The sequence below is a fragment of the Sessilibacter corallicola genome (genome assembly GCF_021290925.1).
GTDB classification, from domain to species: domain Bacteria; phylum Pseudomonadota; class Gammaproteobacteria; order Pseudomonadales; family Cellvibrionaceae; genus Sessilibacter; species Sessilibacter corallicola.
On record NZ_JAJSLX010000004.1, the window covers coordinates 175,416 to 193,029 of the forward strand.

A 17,614-nucleotide genomic window follows, 5' to 3' on the forward strand; every position below is an offset into this window, starting at 1 on the left:
GGTTTAACCATGTCGAAGGTATACATCGCACTGCAAGATAATGATGAGTCTCGTTTTATTGTCGAAGCCATTGAGGAAGATAATCCTCAAGCAACGATTATTTATATGCCAGCAATGATTCGCATCGAACAGAACGATCACTTGGTCATTAACCGAGAAACCGTTGAAGAAAAAATTGGCCGTGATTGGAACGTGCAAGAACTGCACATTAATCTTATTACGCTCGGTGGCAACGTTGACGAAGACGACGACCGCTTAAGCTTGCACTGGAACCAATAACAATAAAGGCAGATTTTAACATGGCTAAGAAGCTTAATATTAAAGACAAATACCGTTTGTTAACTCGTGATTTGGATTGGGCGTATTCCTACGCAGATCGATCGAAGGCGTTTCCGTTTGAAGAGTTTGAAGGCATTAAAATCACCGATTGGTCGAAGTGGGAAGATCCATTTCGTTTAACCATGGATGCCTACTGGAAGTACCAGGCTGAAAAAGAGAAAAAACTGTACGCTATTTTTGATGCTTTTTCTCAAAACAACGGCCACTTAAATATATCCGATCCGCGTTACGTCAACGCCATTAAAATCTTTTTAACGGGTGTATCACCGCTGGAGTATCAAGCTTATCAGGGGTTTGCTCATGTAGGGCGGCAGTTTGGTGGTGTCGGTGCACGAGTGGCTTGTCAAATGCAATCGCTCGATGAGCTGCGCCATGTGCAAACCCAAATTCACGCAATGAGCCATTACAATAAATTTTTTGATGGCTTCCAAGATTTTAGTCACATGCACGATCGCGTGTGGTATCTGTCGGTGCCTAAGTCATTTTTTAATGATGCGCGTGCGGCGGGCCCGTTTGAATTTATGATTGCCATTGGTTTTTCATTCGAGTACGTACTCACCAATTTGTTGTTCGTGCCGTTTATGTCTGGTGCGGCCCATAATGGCGATATGGCAACGGTTACTTTTGGTTTTTCTGCTCAGTCTGATGAAGCCCGTCACATGACGCTAGGCTTGGAGATTATTAAATTCTTGTTAGAGCAGCACGAAGACAATGTGCCAATTGTGCAAAAGTGGATTGATAAATGGTTCTGGCGCGGTACGCGTTTATTAACCATTGTTGCGATGATGATGGATTATATGTTGCCTAACAAGGTGATGTCTTGGAAAGAAGCTTGGGAAGTTTATTTTGAGGAAGCAGGCGGTGCTCTGTTTAAAGATCTTGCCCGCTACGGTATTGAAATGCCGAAATACGCCGATGTGATCGAAAAAGAAAAAGATCACGTGTCTCATCAGGCGTGGTGGACGTTTTACACGCTCGGGCACGCGGCGGGATTTCACACCTGGATTCCTACTGACCAAGAGTTGGATTGGCTCTCTGAAAAATACCCCGATACGTTCGATAAGTATTATCGACCCCGCTGGGAGCTGGCTAAGAAAATGGCCGATGAGGGCAATCGTTTTTACAGCCCTGGATTACCTCAGTTGTGTACGACCTGCCAGATTCCAATGATTTTTACGGAGATGGATGATCCCACAAAAACATGCTATCGCGACCATGTTCATAATGGCGAACGTTATCATTTTTGTTCGGACGGGTGTAAAGATATTTTCTGTGACGAGCCGGAAAAATACGTTCAGTCTTGGTTGCCAGTTCATCAAATATTCCAGGGGAATTGTGGTGGTCCTGACGTCGCCGATATTTTAAGTGATTTTTATAAAATGAACGTAGGTGCGGACAATCTTGATATCGAAGGATCGCCGGATTTAGAACGCTGGAAAAAGTGGCAAAACGCCAGTTAATCACAGTTTTTTATTCGATATTTTCAATTATTTTGTGCGAGAAACATTATGCCTATTAAAGCGATAACGCCAGAGTATTCCGGTGAAGTACTCGATAAAAAAGAAAACTTTCATGGCAACCAAGTGGTTTATGTTGGCTGGGACGATCATTTAATGTTTTGTGCTGCGTTTGCGTATTTGGTGTCGCCCACCTTGACCTTTAGGGCGTTAATTGACGAATGCATTCACTCGTCTTTTAGCGTTCATCCAGAATTCAATGCGATAGATTGGCACAGTGCAGAATGGTTGTTGGACGGGCAACCATTTATTCCCCAATTGGACGTGCCGTTAGAGAGCCAGGGTATCGACCATAAATCTTTGTTGAGATTTTACACCCCTGGATTAACCGGATTTAAAGGGGCGGGAGTGTAACACTCCCGTTAATTGGAGAAGAACAATGACATACGAAGTTACCGTAGAGCCAACCGGTGAAGTTATTACTGTAGAAGAGGGGCAATCCATTTTGCACGCGGCGTTACGACAGGGCGTATGGTTACCATTTGCCTGTGGTCACGGAACCTGTGCAACCTGTAAGTGCCGAGTATTGGAAGGTGATGTTGATATTGGTGAAGCTTCTCCATTTGCGTTGATGGAAATGGAACGCGAAGAAGGCTTGATCTTAACCTGCTGTGCTATCCCTGAATCCGACGTAACGATTGAAGCCGATATTGATGTTGATGACGATTTTATGGGATTCACGGTGAATGATTACCAAGCGACGGTAACAAACATTGAAGATTTATCGCCAACCATTAAAGGCATTACTTTTCAATTAGATTCAAGCATGGAGTTTCAAGCGGGCCAGTACGTGAATGTGTCGATTCCGGGTGTTGAGGGTACGCGTGCTTTTTCGATTGCCAATACACCTTCGGATAACCAGGTTCTAGAGCTTCATGTGCGATTGCTGCCCGGTGGTTTGGGAACAACGTATTTGCATGAGCAATTGCGGGTAGGGGATTCCCTTGAGGTGTCTGGACCCTACGGCCAGTTTTTTGCGCGTTATTCAGACCCCAAAGACGTTATTTTTATTGCCGGGGGTTCGGGTTTATCGAGTCCGCAATCGATGATATTGGATCTTATTGAACGCGGCGATGATCGTAAGATTTATTTATTCCAAGGTGCCCGTAATCTATCGGAACTATACAACCGAGAACGCTTTGAACAGCTGCAAAAAAGCCACAGTAATTTTCATTATATTCCTGCGTTAAATGAGCCGGAAGCAACCGACGAATGGACGGGCTATCGCTGTTTTGTTCATGAAGCTGTGAATCAATACTTTGACGGTAAATGCGAAGGGCATAAAGCCTACTTGTGCGGCCCACCGCCGATGATCGACGCTGCGATTACAACGTTGATGCAAGCGCGCTTATTTGAAAGAGATATTCACATGGAACGATTTGTGTCTGCTGCCGACACTTCGGACGGCGCCAGTAAATCGGCCTTATTTAAACGCATATAAATGTGTGCTAGCCGGTTTTTATAAATAATAAATTTCATGAAATGCTCACCTGTGTAAATCGCATTGATTATTTCATGAAAAAAGCCGGCGTAATTGGTTGAATATTTTTTAAGTTATTTTTTGTTTTCTTGTAACTGTCTGATTTTTATAGATAAAAATTTATCTCTTTGGTTTGGTGCAAACTTTGCGTTATGACTGTTGTAGCTTGCACTCAGTGTTAAAAATAATAATTATTGATGAGATAAGTATGGCGTCAATTACTAAAAAAAATAATGTCAATTATCGGTGCTTAAGTGTACTGATGTTGGGTTCTCTCCTTGTTGGATGTGAGGCTTCTCTTAATTTGGAAGGCGTAGCGCAAGAGATGGATAAACCCATTCGTAGAACGGATCAATTCCAGGGGGTTGCGTCAAACGGTTCCACCATTGTTGCGGTTGGGTCGGATGGATTAATAGTGACAAGTGCTGTTAATGATTTAACGTGGAACAGAAAAGATATTGAAGGTTCGCCATCGTTTGTGGATGTTGATTCTTGTAGCGATAGCACATTCGTCGCTTTATCCATCGACAAACGGGTTTGGATAAGTGATCCGCAAGGAGAGCATTGGTTACCAACGGAATTGCCAACGCCTGAAGATATGGTTGATGTGTCTTGCTCGCCAACGAATGATATTTGGACCGTTGGCAGTTTTTCTACTGTATTGTATTCGAGCGATAAAGGAAAAAGTTGGACAGAATCGACATTAAACGAAGATGCGTTACTGACCAGCATTCAATTTTTAGATGCTCAAACCGTGTTAGTCAGTGGTGAATTTGGGGTACTGTCGAAAACTACGGATGGCGGTATTACCTGGAGCGCGCCAGAGTATATTCCCAATGATTTTTACGTTCAAAGTGCATTTTTTAAATCCATTAACGAAGGCTGGGTTGCCGGTTTAAGCGGAAAAATTCTTTATACCAACGACGGTGGTTTAACCTGGAATACGCAAGTTACCTCTACCGAATCGCCATTGTACGGATTCATCGAAAGTAATAATCGTATTTTTGCCTATGGCGATCATTCTACCATTTTGGAATTGTCGGGTGAGCGTTGGCAATCCATCCCCAATGCTCAGTCACCGGTTTATATTCGCGCGGCATTGCAGCTAACAAAAAAGACCTTGTTAATGACGGGAGGCTCCGGTGCCTTATATACGCTCGATGTGCCGTTTCGCGATATGAAAATTAGCCAGCAATAAAAAGAGTGCAAAGTTATGGACAGAAAAATAACAACCGAACATAAGGCAACTCATTGGCTGCATTCATTGGATGAATCTGTGTTCAGACACCCGAAAAAAATTCTTACGGCCATTGCATTAATTACCGTGTTTTTTGCGCTGCAAATACCTGGCGTAAAAATGTATTCCGACTTTTCTGACCTGTTACCGCAGGAACACACTTACATTCAACTGCATAACGAAATTAAAGAATCATTTGGTGGTGCCAACGTTATTATTGTGGGTGTTGAAGTTGAACAAGGCGATATTTTTACCAATCAAGCGTTGGAAAAAATCCATCGCATGACGCTCGCCGTCGACAGCTTGCCTGGAATTAATCACAACTTAGTGGCAAGTGTAACACATCGTAATTCACGCAAAGTTTGGATGACCCCAGAGGGGAACGTAAATTCCGAACCGTATTACGATCCTCAGGGCGGTGAGATGAGCCCCACGGCATTAGCAAATTTGCGTAGTGATGTGATTGCTAATCCAAGAGTGTATGGGCCGTTGGTTTCGCCTGATCGCAAAATGGCGCTAATTAAAGCTCAGTTGAATGAAGGGCAGTTGGATTACGTGAATACATTTTCTGAAATTCAGAAAATGCGAGCGAGTGAAAGTACCGACGGTTTTAAAATTCATGTTACCGGCCAACCGATGTTGGTGGGCTGGGCTTATCAGTATCTTGATCAGATTATCGAGATATTTTTATTTACCGCGTTAATCATGATTGCGCTGTTAATTTTCTATTTTAGAAAAGCGTACGGTGTGCTCGTTCCTCTTGCGGCCGTTGTGGTGTCGTCGATTTGGGGCATTGGGATTATCTCTTTATTTGGATACAACCTAGATCCACTGGGCTTGGTGATTCCATTTTTAATTTCCGCGCGGGCTATGTCGCACGGTATTCAGATTGTTGAACGCTATTATCAGGAATTAAGCGAGCACGCCGACCATCATTTATCGGCACGGTTAACGTTCGAAAGTCTGTTTCGCCCTGGCAGCCTAGGTGTGGTTTCCGATGCAATTGGTTTGTTGTTAATCGCTATTGGTTCCATTCCGCTAAACACCAAGCTCGCGCATTATGCGTCTCTGTGGGCACTGTGCATTATTATTACTGTTTTACTGGCAGTGCCGCTGTTGTTGTCGGTGTTGCCAAAACCGAAACAAACTTCGATCAAAAATAATGCCTTAAGAAGTATTGGTGTAGGGTGTGCGCATATTGTACACAGTGAACGCGCGGCGAAAAAAGTCCTGTTAATTGCAGCCGTGACCTTGGTGTGTGGTTGGTATTTCTCGTCGAATGTGGTGATCGGAGAATCTGAACCCGGCTCACCAATTTTGTATCAAAGCCACGATTACAATGTTTCGTCGAAAGCGATAAACGACAGTTTTCCGGGCTCCGAAGAATTGTACATTGTGGCTGAAACCGATGCGGTTGGCGGTATTAAACGACCTGAGGTTCTCAACGCGTTATCGGATTTACAGAAACACATGCTGTTAGATCCAGAGGTGGGCGGCGCCAAAGGTATTCCCGATTTAATCAAGCAAGTAAATCGTTTATTGCACAATGATGATCCGCGTTGGATTCAAATTCCCAACGATCAGCAGTATGTGGGTGGCCTGATGTTTACCTACATGATGTCGAGCCCGATTCCTGGTGCGCTCAATGAATTTATCGATACCGACGAACGCATTGCTAATTTGGTGTTTTATTACAAAGACCATCAAGGTGAAACCATTCGTCGAGCCATTCATACGGCAAAACAGTGGATTGCCGACAATGAAGGAAAAGTAGAAGGGCTCACCATTCGTTTAGCGGGAGGAACTATTGGTGTAACCGCGGCGATGAATGAAGCCGCCTACGAAACGAATTTAATGGTGTTGCCGTTAGTCTTTTTATTAATTTTTGCCATGGTCATGTTCTTTTACCAGTCGTTAGCGGCCGGTGCCATGATGTTTATGGCCATGCTTTTCGCTACCACATTAACTTACGCCTACATGGGTATTTCCCACATGGGTATCAATATTAATACGGTGCCTATTATTGCCGTCGGTGTTGGTGTGGGCATTGATTATTCGATTTACATGATGGATCGCATTCGTACCGAAATGGTCCATTGCCAAAATTTAAAAGACGCCGTACGCAAAGCGGTAAGCACCACCGGATTGGCAATCAGCTTTACTGCAATCACGTTAATTGCGGGGATTGTTATGTGGGTATTACTTTCTGACCTTCGGTTCCAATCCGATGCGGCATTACTGCTCACCGTTATGGTGGTACTCAACGCGATTGCGGCGATGTTGTTGGTGCCAAGTTGGGTGCTTGTCTTTAAACCGAAATTTATTTGTCGAGTGTATCAAGACGAAGATCTAGTGATTCACACCGCTACGTGAGGCGCTAAATTCCCGGCGAATGGATTCGTATTTACATTATAATAAAAATCTAAATAGGGCTAATGAGATGATAAAAAATATAACAACCCTTAATCGAAACAAGCTATGCGTTGCAATGACAATGTCTATTACCGCTGGTTTTTCTGTTCAGAGTTCAACTGTTCACGCAGGTGAGACAGACTGGTCTGGATTTGTCGAAAATGCTACCTATGTAAGAGACGCTGTGGGGTTATCTAAATTTCGCAATACGTTTCAGGGGGAATTTACGCACGAGATAGACAGCCAAAGTTGGAGTAATGTTCGAATTAACGGCATCTTACGCGGCACCTACGACGGTGTGTATGATTTAAATGACGACGAATTTGGTCGTGACGCCCAAGAGCCGTTTTTGGGGTCTAACTTTCACGACCGTGGACCGGCGACCACTGTAATCCCTGGCCCAAATACCACAATTTTATCGGCCGGTGTTCCGTTTCCCTGTGAAAATGATCCGCTTTTGTGCCGGAATTTAGACGGCTATCAAGATGAAAAAGAAAGTGATGCTATTTTCCCGGAGTTTAATGATCGGCTCGATTTTTTGAGAGAGTTGTATATTACCGCCGATAAAAATTTGGCGAACGGCGATATCTTAAATGTGAGTTTTGGTAGACAACAGGTCGTGTGGGGAAAAACGGATTTATTCCGGGTACTGGACGTTATTAATCCCGTGGATTTTTCGCGTCACAATATTTATGACGAACTGGAAGACATTCGAATTCCACAGTGGATGATTACCACCGAATGGCGGATGGGTCCGAATAAACTGCTGGATGATTCTAATTTATCCTTCGTTTGGAACATTGATAAGTTTAGGCCCAGTAATTTAGGTACTTGTGGTCAGGCTTACCGTATTTTGGATGCCGGTTGTTTCTTTGCGTCTTACCTAAACGCAGCCGATTTGGGCATTCCTCTTTACGACGAAAACGTGCCTATCATTCACGATGTAGAAGAACCGGCTTGGAGCTTAAGCAATACTCAATACGGCGTGAAGTGGGAAGGGGTTTATCAAGATTTAACATTTTCTTTAAACGCTTTGCACTACCGTCAGCAGTTGCCGTCTCTGCATTTTCGCCCGAACGAGTTAGACCCTAATTTACCGGCCGCAGACGGTGTGTTCGATATTCGTTTTCCTCGGGTGAATTTGTTGGGTGGCTCTGCGGATTATTATTCTGGTGCAATCGATGCCGTTTGGCGATTGGAACTGGCTTATACCCAGGGTGAAGAGCTGCCGCGCGATGCTAACGGCCACAAAGAAACGGACATTGCCCGTTACGTGATTGGTTTTGATAAAAACCAAGTGATTCGTTCATTGGGAACATCGAGCGCGTTCTTAATTTCTGCGCAAGTGTTTGGCGAACATATTTTGGAGCATGAATCCGATATGCCGAACGATGAAGACAACTGGATTGCAACGTTATTGTTTAAGGGATTTTATAAAAATAATCGCCTAAGTCCGCAAATCATTATTGCCCACGATTTTGGCGCTGAAGCAACCGTTGTTGCGCCGAGTGTGTCGTGGATTCCCGATAACCATTGGTTGTTCAATTTGGGGTTAAACGTTAAAACCGGCGGTGGTCAAAAATTCTTTTGGTCAGTAGCAGGTACTGAAACCTACGAACCTTTAGCTCGATTTACCAATGGCCCCATTGGCGTTGCCAATCGTGAAGACGAATTGCAATTCACCGTTCGCTACAGCTTTTAAGTATAAAAAAGGTAAATAGACATGTTTAACAAACTTATATTAGCGTTTACAACGAGTGCCTTATTCTCGGTTGGCACGACAGCCGCTGTGATAACCGACGAGATTATCCAAGAATCCTTTTATCCCTACGCTCAGGGTGTTCCGTCAGCTGATTCTGTACAGCCAGGTATGGTGATTAACGCCGGTAATGTAGATTCGGTAAAAGACTATCTTGATCCCGCCATGTATATGTTCATCAAAAATGGCGATTACGAAATGAAGGTGGGTGAGACAACTGATTTTGCCTTGCATCAATCTTATGTTGATGCCACAAAAAAATATTCCGGTGATGTAGTGCTCGGTGAAAAACCCGGAGAAATCACCGGCTCTGTGGCCGGGCGGCCGTTTCCTGAAGAGCCGTCTATGGATGATCCTCGTGCGGGAGAAAAATTAGCGTGGAATTATAAATACGGTTACAACTGGGGGGATTCTGCGTCGATTTATCCTTTTTATTGGAAGTATCGCGATATGAAAAAAGGAAAAGTGGAAAGAACGGTAAAAATGAATTTCCATTTTTTAAACTTTACCCATCGTACTCAACAAGAACCGTACCCAGCAATTACGCCAAATCCATCCAATTTATTCCGTGGTATTTACGTGCAGGTGTTGGAGCCGTTTGATGTCAAAAACACACAGTTGTTAATTCAACGTTTTGAAGATGACTTAAAACGCGATAACGCCTATTTGTACTTAGGTTTTCAGCGTCGAGTGCGACGCTTATCGTCGGGGCAGGTAACCGACGCCTTTTTGGGTTCCGACGTTATGATCGAAGATTTTGAAGGCTACAACGGTCGCATCAGTGATATGAATTGGACCTACAAAGGCACGAGAACCATGTTGTTACCCATGTACAATCACAACGATATGGATCTAGACACAGAAACACACAAAGACGACGATGGTTATCAAGTGGTTAAGTTTGGTGGTAAAGGCGGGTGTTTTCCTGAAATTACCTGGCAGTTGCGAAAAACCTACGTAGTGGAGTCTTCGGCGGTGGATTCTAATCACCCAATCAGTAAGCGTGAACATTTTATTGATGCGCAGACATTCACGATCCCAAGAAATATTACGTACGATAGAAAAGGTGATATGTGGAAGAGTTGGTCGATAGGTCAGGCTCACCCTGATCATCATTTACCCATTAACAAGGGCACTGGCGTTGCCATTGATGACAGCTTTTCTATGATTGATATTCAAGCAAATCACTGTACTACTGGTCAGTTTAAAGGAATTGTAGATCCAAAATTAACACCACCAAGCAAAATGACGGTACAAAACCTACGCGCATCAGGCCGCTAAAGATACGTTAAAATAACCTTATTGCCGCGCGTTTACTCGAAACAGCAAACGCGCGGCTTTTTTATAGTCGTTTATTTTTTTATTTGGTTTTATTCTTTGTTTAGGCTGAATTTTGGAATCTGCTGGAAGTTCCTATAGTATAAATTGCGTTACTTAATATTCTAAAGGAACGTTCTTATGCTTTCTTGGATTGTTCACATTATTGGGCTTGGGGTATTTTGGCTTCTTATTGATACTGCATCAGATTCCACGTTTCTCAACACCGTTTGTCCTCTCTTATTTGGCGTATTGTTAATTTCCTTGGTGGTAAAAATTGCGTTGTCGATGGGTTCCTCTAACGGTGGCAGTGGCGGCGGTTTTGGCGGCTACGGCGGAGACGGTGGTGGTTTTGGCGATGGTGGCGGCGGTGGAGATGGCGGCTGTTAGGGTTGACGTGCTGAAGAGTATGCAATGTAGCTTAATATTTGTTTAACGTGCGTAAAGATAGTTAAGGTGAGGTGCTTTTGATAGGCGATTGAAATAATATTGATTCTTATTTGCATAAATTAAGCAAACGCTAAATAGCGGTTTAATTTAAACGCTGTGAGAGTCGTTAGGGATTTATTTTGTGACCAATCTGAAAATTCCCACCGCTGAAGAATTACTGCTGATTTTATTTGTGGTAGTGCCTATATTCGCAGTGTGTTACTACTTTTACTATTACCTTCCTCATAAAGAAGGTGAGATGGAATGCCGAGACTATTGCAGTTTAAAAGGCTATGTCAGCTACGAGTATGTACATCCGTCTAAAGGAAATCTGGGTAAATCTCGCGTTAAATGCCGGTGTAAAACCAAACAAAATTCAACACGCTAATTTCTACTTAAGTGTATCTTTATTTAACTTCATTTCTATTTAACCTCATTCTAGTGAATGATGCCCTGTTTTTTATTGCCTTTGTTCTCAACGTGTAAACTTTTGCGAACTCGTTTTATTAGTCATGCCTCCGTAGAATAAAATGCCCTAAAAAGGAGGAAATAGAATGTCTGAAGCTTGGGGAAGTTTGCTGATTAAATCTTCTACTGATGTCATGTCGGGGTTAGAACAATCCGATGAAGGTGTCAGTTGGGAGTTAATTTTAGCGCTGTTTGCGTCTGCGGGTATTGAATCTCCGCTTGAAACTCATTCAATGCTGTCTTTCAGTGAAGGTAACACCTTTTATCACGAAGGCTTGGAGAAATCGGCTGATTTTATAGAGATCAGTATTTTTGGTGACGAGTGGATGCCGGTGGTACAGTCGTTAGTGAAGCTGGGCAAAGGCATCGAGCTATACGGCATTATCGGCCACGAATACGGATTTAATGAGTACTATGTATTGAATGCTGACGGTAAGCATTTCTTTGACGTCGTCGATTTTGAAGGCGATGAGGACGTTGATGAAGATGCAGTAACCGAGCAGTGGTTAAAATGTATTCCCCTTGAAATACAATCTGCATTTCCTGCTATTTTTAATCGTGGCAATGATGATGAAGAGGAAGAAGGCGAAGAATAAATAATTCTTTTGTTGTTCTTTTACTGTTTTTTAGTCGTTGTTTTTTTATTGTTATTAGTATCTAAAGAACGCTTTGGCGGTGGCTTTATCCTCTGTTGGAGCGTTTCAAAATGGTCTTTTCTGTTGTACGTAATTTGGCTTTTATTGTCGCTTTTTGCCGCTGCTTTAGAGATTTTTCACCGTTCTTTTTCAACCACAGTTGAAGCCATTTCCTATCTATTCGTCCTTAAATATAGGCAGATTTTTGATCAATTTTGAACGGGTCAATCCCTGGCGTTACATTGGCGCTTTCGGATTTTCAAACCAATATTCAAAATAAGCCGTCTAATTTATGTTAGCCAAAACAGCAATGAACTGTTTTGTCGATAATAATCATTCTAATTTAAACTCTTAAGGCTACCTACTGGAAGATTATGAAATTTAAATCATTCACATTGGCACCCTTGGCGCTGGCTGTAGCGCTGAGTGCTTGTTCGGAGAAGCAATCCAGTACTCAATCGGCTGCGGTTGAGCAACCTAAATCGGCACCTGTAGAGGTTGTTGTGAATCAAAACAAGGAATTCTTGGACTATATTGATTCCATCGCGAAGGATGTACTTCAACGTGATCCTTTCTCAGCGACGAGTTTGGGCGTAACCGAAGAATACGTTGGCCAGAGTTTTAACGATAAAATTTCTGATATGAGCCAAGCGTCGGTAGAGCATGAAAAATCCGAAAATGGTCGTTTGCAAGAAGCGTTGTCGATGTACGATCCGGCGAATTTGTCGGGTACTGCATTAACAACGTATCAATTGTTAAAAAATTCATTGGAATTGGGTGAGTCTTTCAAACCCATTTTAAACGGTGCGTTTGGCGCGTTCAGTTATTTTACGCCGTTCCCCATTACCCATATTTCTGGTCCGCACATTAATTTGCCGCGCGCACTGCAAACCGAACATCCTCTGACGTCTGAGAAAGACGCACGCGACTACATTTCGCGTTTGTCTGCGGTCAAAGAAGAATTTACCGGCCTTGCCAATGTCATCAAAAAAGACATGGAAATGGGATTGTTGCCGCCTGAATTTGCGGTCAAGGGTGCGATTGGTTTTATCGAGCAGTTTTTGTCGCCATCGTCTGAGCAGCATCCGTTGGTGGTAACTTTTGCGGCGCGTTTGAAAGAGGGCAGTGATCTCTCTCAAGAACAGGTTGATGAATTAGCCGCTGAGGTTTCAGAGATTGTCGCTGCCAGAGTTTATCCTGGCTATGAAGTTCTGAAAGATTCGTTGATCGATATGCTCGCCAATGCATCAAAAAATGCGGGCGTTTGGGATTTGGAAAACGGCAAAGAGCTGTACCAACTAGCCCTGAAAAACTTTGGTTCTGGTGATAAAACCGCAGAAGAAATTCACCAACTTGGGCTTGCCGAAGTCGATCGAATTCAGAAAGAAATGGCGGCTATTCTTAAAGCTGAGGGTTATGAAACCGACGATGTGATCGGTACTTATAACAAGCTCAGTGAAGAAAAACGTTTCCTTTACGATAACAACGATGAAGGTCGCCAGAAGTTATTGGACGATCTAAACAGCCAAATGGCTAACATCACCGATTTACTGCCTAACATTTTGGTTACCCTGCCGAAAGCGGGCGTTGAAGTTCGTCGTATTTCAGAATTTGAGCAAGACGGTGCCCCAGGCGGTTACTACACGCCGCCATCTTTGGACGGTTCTCGTCCGGGTATTTACTGGATTAACCTTAAAGATACCGCAGATTGGCCGAGTTTCACCCTGCCAACGTTGACGTATCACGAAGCCAGTCCTGGCCATCACTTGCAGGTAACCATCGCCCAAGAAATCTCCGATATGCCAATTTTGAGAAACTTGATTTGGTACAGTGCCTACGGTGAAGGTTGGGCGCTTTATGCCGAAGTTTTGGCCAAAGAATTGGGTTTGTACGACAACGACGCATACGGTGATTTGGGCCGATTACAGTCTGAATTATTCCGTGCCGCTCGCCTTGTGGTCGATACCGGGATTCACCACAAACAGTGGTCACGAGAAGAAGCCATTGAATACATGCACGGTGCCGTCGGTGGTTCTTTAGCCTCGGTAACCCGTGAAGTTGAGCGTTATTCAGTGTGGCCAGGCCAGGCGTGTTCTTACAAGCTGGGTCAGATCACCATCTTGGAACTGCGAGAAAAGGCGCGCAATCAGTTGGGTGATAAATTCGATTTGCGAACGTTTAACGATCAAGTATTGATTCACGGTGCGATTTCGTTGCCGGTATTGGTCGAAAAAATCGATACCTGGTTAGCTGATCAAGCGTGATTGACGCCGGATGCCATTGTTTGGCATCTGCTTTGAAAAACCGCCGTAATCGGAGACGATTTACGGCGGTTTTTTTGTTTTATTACTATATAAATCAATCAGTTATGCCCTTCGCTTGTGGTTTTTATCACGCTGCTCATTCGGCTTGTTTAACAACTGTTATACTCAATTGAGATTCTGCAATTGACTTATTAGGCCGGCCCTGTTTCTCTAGAGGCTAATCTTTTGGAGGGCGCTTATTCGCAAGCTCAGCGCTTGTCGAATGGTTATTGATAAATTAACCAAAATAGGGTGTACGATGAAACGTTTATTAAAAGTCTTTTTTATTCTGTGTATGGGCGCGAGCAGCCAATCGTTTGCATTAAGCCCAGCCGAACTTGAACACGCCGTGCGAGAATTGTCTGAGCAAGCTAAGGGCAAAAACGGGTTTATGGAGTTTTACATCGGCGAAATTCAAATGTTTATGGTGATGGACCCAAACAGTAATCGCATGCGCATCATCAGCCCAATCACCGATTACAAGAATTTAACCTCTGAGCAAAAAGACGCCATTATGGTGTCGAATTTTCATGGTGCACTGGATGCTCGCTACGCGGTAAGCAATGGCGTTTTGTATTCTGCATTTATGCATCCAATGGCAGAGCTGACTGTACAACAGCTGTTATCTGCCATTTATCAGGTGGCTAATTTATCAATCAGTTTTGGCTCCGAATATTCAAGCGGTGTTTTTAATTTTCAGGGGCAATAAGTTTTTACTCAATACTTTATTTGCTCAGTATTTTATTGACAAACAATCTCTTCTCTAAAAAGCCCGCTTCTGGGCTTTTTTCTTATTAAATTCCTGTCTTTTATTTAATTCTTTAGTTAGTGAATGGAACTTTATTATTACGACGTTTTACATTCTTTTGAGAGTGTTAATTTGGCGCCTGAGTAACCGAGAAGGATTTCTTAATGTATTTAAGGCGTTAATAGTGTGAACCGGTTATTGCGGCTGACGGGAGTTTTAATGCCATTTTTACTGGTTTGCGATGAGTGTTTGCGGTTGTTTTTTATTTAAATTGTTTTTTATCGGTTTTTTAATTCAGAGCTTTTAAAGATCTTATTTCTAAAAATTATGAATGATTCGGTTAATTTTTTTGTAGAAGATTAATTGGGGGAGAAGTGTGCGGGCAAAAAAAAGCCGGGACATGCCCGGCTAACTCCTAAATAACGGTATCAATGACTATTTGTAGATAATCTGAAACTTTAATGAAATCTTAGATAACTGCAATATGCTTAGCTTAGAAAGAATGCAGTTTATTCACCGAATCAACCGAGTGTGCCATACGAATGAATTAAAGCAACAAGAGGGCAGAGCAAATAGGTTGGTGACTAGGCAACGCAATTTATTCAGTTTAAATTCAGTTAATAATTTAACCCATTAAACCACTTGTTGATTCAGGTGAGGTGTTAGGAATAACACCGTTAACAATTAAAGTATTGGATGACTTACCGACTAAATAAGTTCCAACCTTTGCTGGCCAATCTCCGTACTGACTCAGAACTTGTCAACGCTTGTAGTTTATTTTCGGTGGAAAATTCTTGTATCACGAAAACATAACGAATTCTTAACAAACGATCATTCAAAGTGATTGTTTTAATTTTTTATAAATAAAAGAATGTTTGCCGACAGCAGTTTGTATTTATTGTTATTAGTAAAATATTATTTGCAGTTGATTAATGAATTAATGCGTTTTCAAACTACGCCAAAATTAATTAAATAATTAATTAGAAAGTAGGGGTATTTTAAATAGTGTTTTATTTAAATATTGCGATAAACCATTTATTTATTCGGGTTTAACGTCGGAAGGTTAATCGATTTGAGTGGACTTTAATCGTTTAATTTATGTATTAGTATTTTTTAATATTCTATAAATGTCTGCACAGTTTAATTAAAAGGTTTGGAAAAAGCCTATTTTAATAACTACTTATTTCCTGTCCTTCCAATTGTTCCGCTAAATCATCTAATTTTTGAGCGTTATCATCAAAAGATTTAATCGAGTCGTAGGTGTAGGTGACGAGTATTTCCAGATCAGAATTGAACCGTTTCACTTTGCAAAAACCAATGTAACCGGATTTGAGTTCCGCTAAAAACTTTGACGCTTTAGCAGCGGTTGGAAATTGATAGGCGAATTGTTTTTCCATGGCGGTTTAAAATTAATATTGAAGATGTTGTTAGAATATTTCGAATAATTATTTCATGCTCCGTTATGGAGCGATTTTTTGCCATTAAAAAACCAGTTATAAAACTGGCTTTTTAATGGTCGGGTTCCAACAAATAAACGGTTGGCGTTTTATTTTGTTGGGGGAATTGGAAAACTGACCAAATCCCAATGATCCGGTTTAACACTCAAGTACCACCCGGTTTCTTCCCAATCACCCAATACGATTCGCTCGCCAGGTTGATTATTAACGGTAAGGTCGTGGCGGTTGGGTCGATGTGTATGACCGTGAATCAGCTTTTGTACCTTGTCTTGCTCCATCACAGACACCACTTGCTCGGGTGTTACGTCCATGATGTCCTCAGCTTTCATGCTACCCATTGAACGACTTTCTGCGCGTAGCTTTTCGGCCAATTGCCGGCGAACCGCCAGCGGTTGTTGCAGCATTTGATCTTGCCATTGTTGCGAGCGAACTTGCTCTCTAAACGCCAGATACTCAACGTCGCGAGTGCACAGAGTGTCGCCGTGCATCAACAACACCGGCTCGTCGTAGAGATTAACAACGGTGCTTTCTTGCAAAAGCACAATGCCGGTTTCTTCTGCGAATTTTTCTCCTACGAGAAAGTCGCGATTGCCGTGAATAAAGTACGTTGGCACGCCGGACTCGGAGTATCTGAGCAGTGCTTCTTTTATATGCTGCAAATACTCGCTGTCGTCGTCATCGCCAATCCAAGCTTCGAACAAATCTCCAAGAATGTATAACGCATCGGCGTGAGCCGCTTGGTTAAACAGAAAGCGTAGAAACGCTTTCGTCACTTGGGGGCGCGATTGTTCTAGGTGTAAATCTGATATAAACAGTGTACTCATGACAGACCGTTAGGCGTCAACAGTTGCTTTCTCAATAACAACGGCCTCTTGTGGCACGTCTTTGTGAAAACCGTGATCGCCTGTGGAAACTCCTTTGATTTTGTTGACGACATCCATGCCTTCTACGACTTTACCGAACACACAGTAACCCCACCCTTGGGTGTTTTTACCGGAGAAATTTAGGAAGTCGTTGTCTTTTACGTTGATGAAAAATTGTGCAGTTGCACTGTGCGGGTCCATGGTGCGGGCCATCGCTAGTGTGCCAACGTCGTTTTTAAGGCCGTTATCGGCTTCGTTTTCAATGGCAGCGCGGGTGGCTTTTTCTTTCATGTTTTCATCCATGCCGCCGCCTTGGATCATGAAACCATCGATTACTCGGTGAAAAATTGTGCCATCGTAGAAGCCTTCTTCTACGTATTGCTTGAAGTTAGCGGCAGTTTTAGGTGCTTTGTCAAAGTCGAGTTCAATTTTTAGGGTACCGAAATTGGTTTCTAGGGTAATCATTCAACTCTCCGCTTGCAGATTTTTGGTTATTAATAAGGCGCTTAGCACATGAAATGCGAAAAAAACTGTTTTCGCGGGTTCTCGGGCGCTGGCAGGCGGCTATAATACGCGCTTTGAGTGTAATCGCAAAACCCATGATGTCTGCCGCCTAATCGGTAAACCTCAGCCATTTGCCCAGAGCCGAT

16 protein-coding genes are annotated in these 17,614 nt (G+C 42.8%); 13 read left to right on the forward strand and 3 right to left on the reverse strand.

Annotated features, from left to right (window positions below):
• Positions 1-9 precede the first annotated feature (9 nt).
• From LU361_RS17465 to LU361_RS17525, 13 genes are all read left to right on the forward strand, one after another.
• Complete coding sequence (locus tag LU361_RS17465) at positions 10-279, forward strand: MmoB/DmpM family protein (protein ID WP_233090305.1); 270 nt, start codon at positions 10-12, stop codon at positions 277-279.
• A gap of 20 nt (positions 280-299) precedes the next feature.
• On the forward strand, positions 300-1,799 hold the full coding sequence (locus LU361_RS17470; protein ID WP_233090307.1) for an aromatic/alkene/methane monooxygenase hydroxylase/oxygenase subunit alpha: 1,500 nt from the start codon (positions 300-302) through the stop codon (positions 1,797-1,799).
• Positions 1,800-1,847: 48 nt separating this feature from the next.
• Positions 1,848-2,210 carry a phenol hydroxylase subunit P4 gene (locus LU361_RS17475; protein WP_233090310.1) on the forward strand — a complete coding sequence of 121 codons (363 nt, stop codon included), beginning with the start codon at positions 1,848-1,850 and terminating at the stop codon, positions 2,208-2,210.
• A 25-nt stretch (positions 2,211-2,235) separates the two neighbouring features.
• Positions 2,236-3,297, forward strand: a complete 1,062-nt coding sequence (locus tag LU361_RS17480; RefSeq protein WP_233090312.1) for an NADH:ubiquinone reductase (Na(+)-transporting) subunit F — start codon at positions 2,236-2,238, stop codon at positions 3,295-3,297.
• A gap of 301 nt (positions 3,298-3,598) precedes the next feature.
• Complete coding sequence (locus LU361_RS17485; RefSeq protein ID WP_233090314.1) at positions 3,599-4,534, forward strand: WD40/YVTN/BNR-like repeat-containing protein; 936 nt, start codon at positions 3,599-3,601, stop codon at positions 4,532-4,534.
• A gap of 15 nt (positions 4,535-4,549) precedes the next feature.
• Positions 4,550-6,946: an efflux RND transporter permease subunit gene (locus LU361_RS17490; protein ID WP_233090315.1), complete on the forward strand. Its 2,397-nt coding sequence runs from the start codon at positions 4,550-4,552 to the stop codon at positions 6,944-6,946.
• Between the two features lie 115 nt (positions 6,947-7,061).
• Positions 7,062-8,687 (forward strand): DUF1302 family protein, encoded by a 1,626-nt coding sequence (locus LU361_RS17495; RefSeq protein WP_233090316.1) that lies wholly within the window; start codon positions 7,062-7,064, stop codon positions 8,685-8,687.
• A 21-nt stretch (positions 8,688-8,708) separates the two neighbouring features.
• Complete coding sequence (locus LU361_RS17500; RefSeq protein WP_233090318.1) at positions 8,709-10,025, forward strand: DUF1329 domain-containing protein; 1,317 nt, start codon at positions 8,709-8,711, stop codon at positions 10,023-10,025.
• 177 nt (positions 10,026-10,202) lie between these two features.
• A complete protein-coding gene (locus LU361_RS17505) occupies positions 10,203-10,451 on the forward strand; it encodes a hypothetical protein (protein ID WP_233090319.1) in 249 nt (82 codons plus the stop codon).
• Between the two features lie 181 nt (positions 10,452-10,632).
• Entirely contained in the window at positions 10,633-10,878 is a 246-nt protein-coding gene (locus LU361_RS17510; RefSeq protein WP_233090320.1) for a hypothetical protein, read from the forward strand.
• A 166-nt stretch (positions 10,879-11,044) separates the two neighbouring features.
• On the forward strand, positions 11,045-11,554 hold the full coding sequence (locus LU361_RS17515) for a hypothetical protein (protein ID WP_233090322.1): 510 nt from the start codon (positions 11,045-11,047) through the stop codon (positions 11,552-11,554).
• Between the two features lie 413 nt (positions 11,555-11,967).
• Positions 11,968-13,857, forward strand: a complete 1,890-nt coding sequence (locus tag LU361_RS17520; protein ID WP_233090323.1) for a DUF885 domain-containing protein — start codon at positions 11,968-11,970, stop codon at positions 13,855-13,857.
• Between the two features lie 298 nt (positions 13,858-14,155).
• Positions 14,156-14,605, forward strand: a complete 450-nt coding sequence (locus LU361_RS17525; protein WP_233090324.1) for a hypothetical protein — start codon at positions 14,156-14,158, stop codon at positions 14,603-14,605.
• 1,208 nt (positions 14,606-15,813) lie between these two features.
• Here LU361_RS17525 and LU361_RS17530 read toward each other — a convergent pair.
• The 3 genes from LU361_RS17530 to LU361_RS17540 form a co-directional block, all read right to left on the reverse strand.
• Positions 15,814-16,041 carry a hypothetical protein gene (locus LU361_RS17530; protein ID WP_233090326.1) on the reverse strand — a complete coding sequence of 76 codons (228 nt, stop codon included), beginning with the start codon at positions 16,039-16,041 and terminating at the stop codon, positions 15,814-15,816.
• Between the two features lie 149 nt (positions 16,042-16,190).
• On the reverse strand, positions 16,191-16,925 hold the full coding sequence (locus LU361_RS17535; RefSeq protein ID WP_233090327.1) for a UDP-2,3-diacylglucosamine diphosphatase: 735 nt from the start codon (positions 16,923-16,925) through the stop codon (positions 16,191-16,193).
• A gap of 9 nt (positions 16,926-16,934) precedes the next feature.
• On the reverse strand, positions 16,935-17,429 hold the full coding sequence (locus LU361_RS17540) for a peptidylprolyl isomerase (RefSeq protein WP_233090329.1): 495 nt from the start codon (positions 17,427-17,429) through the stop codon (positions 16,935-16,937).
• Positions 17,430-17,614 lie beyond the last annotated feature (185 nt).

Bases quoted from the DNA above. Each gene is read 5' to 3' on its own strand.
- LU361_RS17465 (WP_233090305.1), top strand. From the start codon at position 10: ATGTCGAAGGTATACATCGCACTGCAAGATAATGATGAGTCTCGTTTT.
- LU361_RS17470 (WP_233090307.1), top strand. From the start codon at position 300: ATGGCTAAGAAGCTTAATATTAAAGACAAATACCGTTTGTTAACTCGT.
- LU361_RS17475 (WP_233090310.1), top strand. From the start codon at position 1,848: ATGCCTATTAAAGCGATAACGCCAGAGTATTCCGGTGAAGTACTCGAT.
- LU361_RS17480 (WP_233090312.1), top strand. From the start codon at position 2,236: ATGACATACGAAGTTACCGTAGAGCCAACCGGTGAAGTTATTACTGTA.
- LU361_RS17485 (WP_233090314.1), top strand. From the start codon at position 3,599: ATGTTGGGTTCTCTCCTTGTTGGATGTGAGGCTTCTCTTAATTTGGAA.
- LU361_RS17490 (WP_233090315.1), top strand. From the start codon at position 4,550: ATGGACAGAAAAATAACAACCGAACATAAGGCAACTCATTGGCTGCAT.
- LU361_RS17495 (WP_233090316.1), top strand. From the start codon at position 7,062: ATGACAATGTCTATTACCGCTGGTTTTTCTGTTCAGAGTTCAACTGTT.
- LU361_RS17500 (WP_233090318.1), top strand. From the start codon at position 8,709: ATGTTTAACAAACTTATATTAGCGTTTACAACGAGTGCCTTATTCTCG.
- LU361_RS17505 (WP_233090319.1), top strand. From the start codon at position 10,203: ATGCTTTCTTGGATTGTTCACATTATTGGGCTTGGGGTATTTTGGCTT.
- LU361_RS17515 (WP_233090322.1), top strand. From the start codon at position 11,045: ATGTCTGAAGCTTGGGGAAGTTTGCTGATTAAATCTTCTACTGATGTC.
- LU361_RS17520 (WP_233090323.1), top strand. From the start codon at position 11,968: ATGAAATTTAAATCATTCACATTGGCACCCTTGGCGCTGGCTGTAGCG.
- LU361_RS17525 (WP_233090324.1), top strand. From the start codon at position 14,156: ATGAAACGTTTATTAAAAGTCTTTTTTATTCTGTGTATGGGCGCGAGC.
- LU361_RS17530 (WP_233090326.1), bottom strand. From the start codon at position 16,041: ATGGAAAAACAATTCGCCTATCAATTTCCAACCGCTGCTAAAGCGTCA.
- LU361_RS17535 (WP_233090327.1), bottom strand. From the start codon at position 16,925: ATGAGTACACTGTTTATATCAGATTTACACCTAGAACAATCGCGCCCC.
- LU361_RS17540 (WP_233090329.1), bottom strand. From the start codon at position 17,429: ATGATTACCCTAGAAACCAATTTCGGTACCCTAAAAATTGAACTCGAC.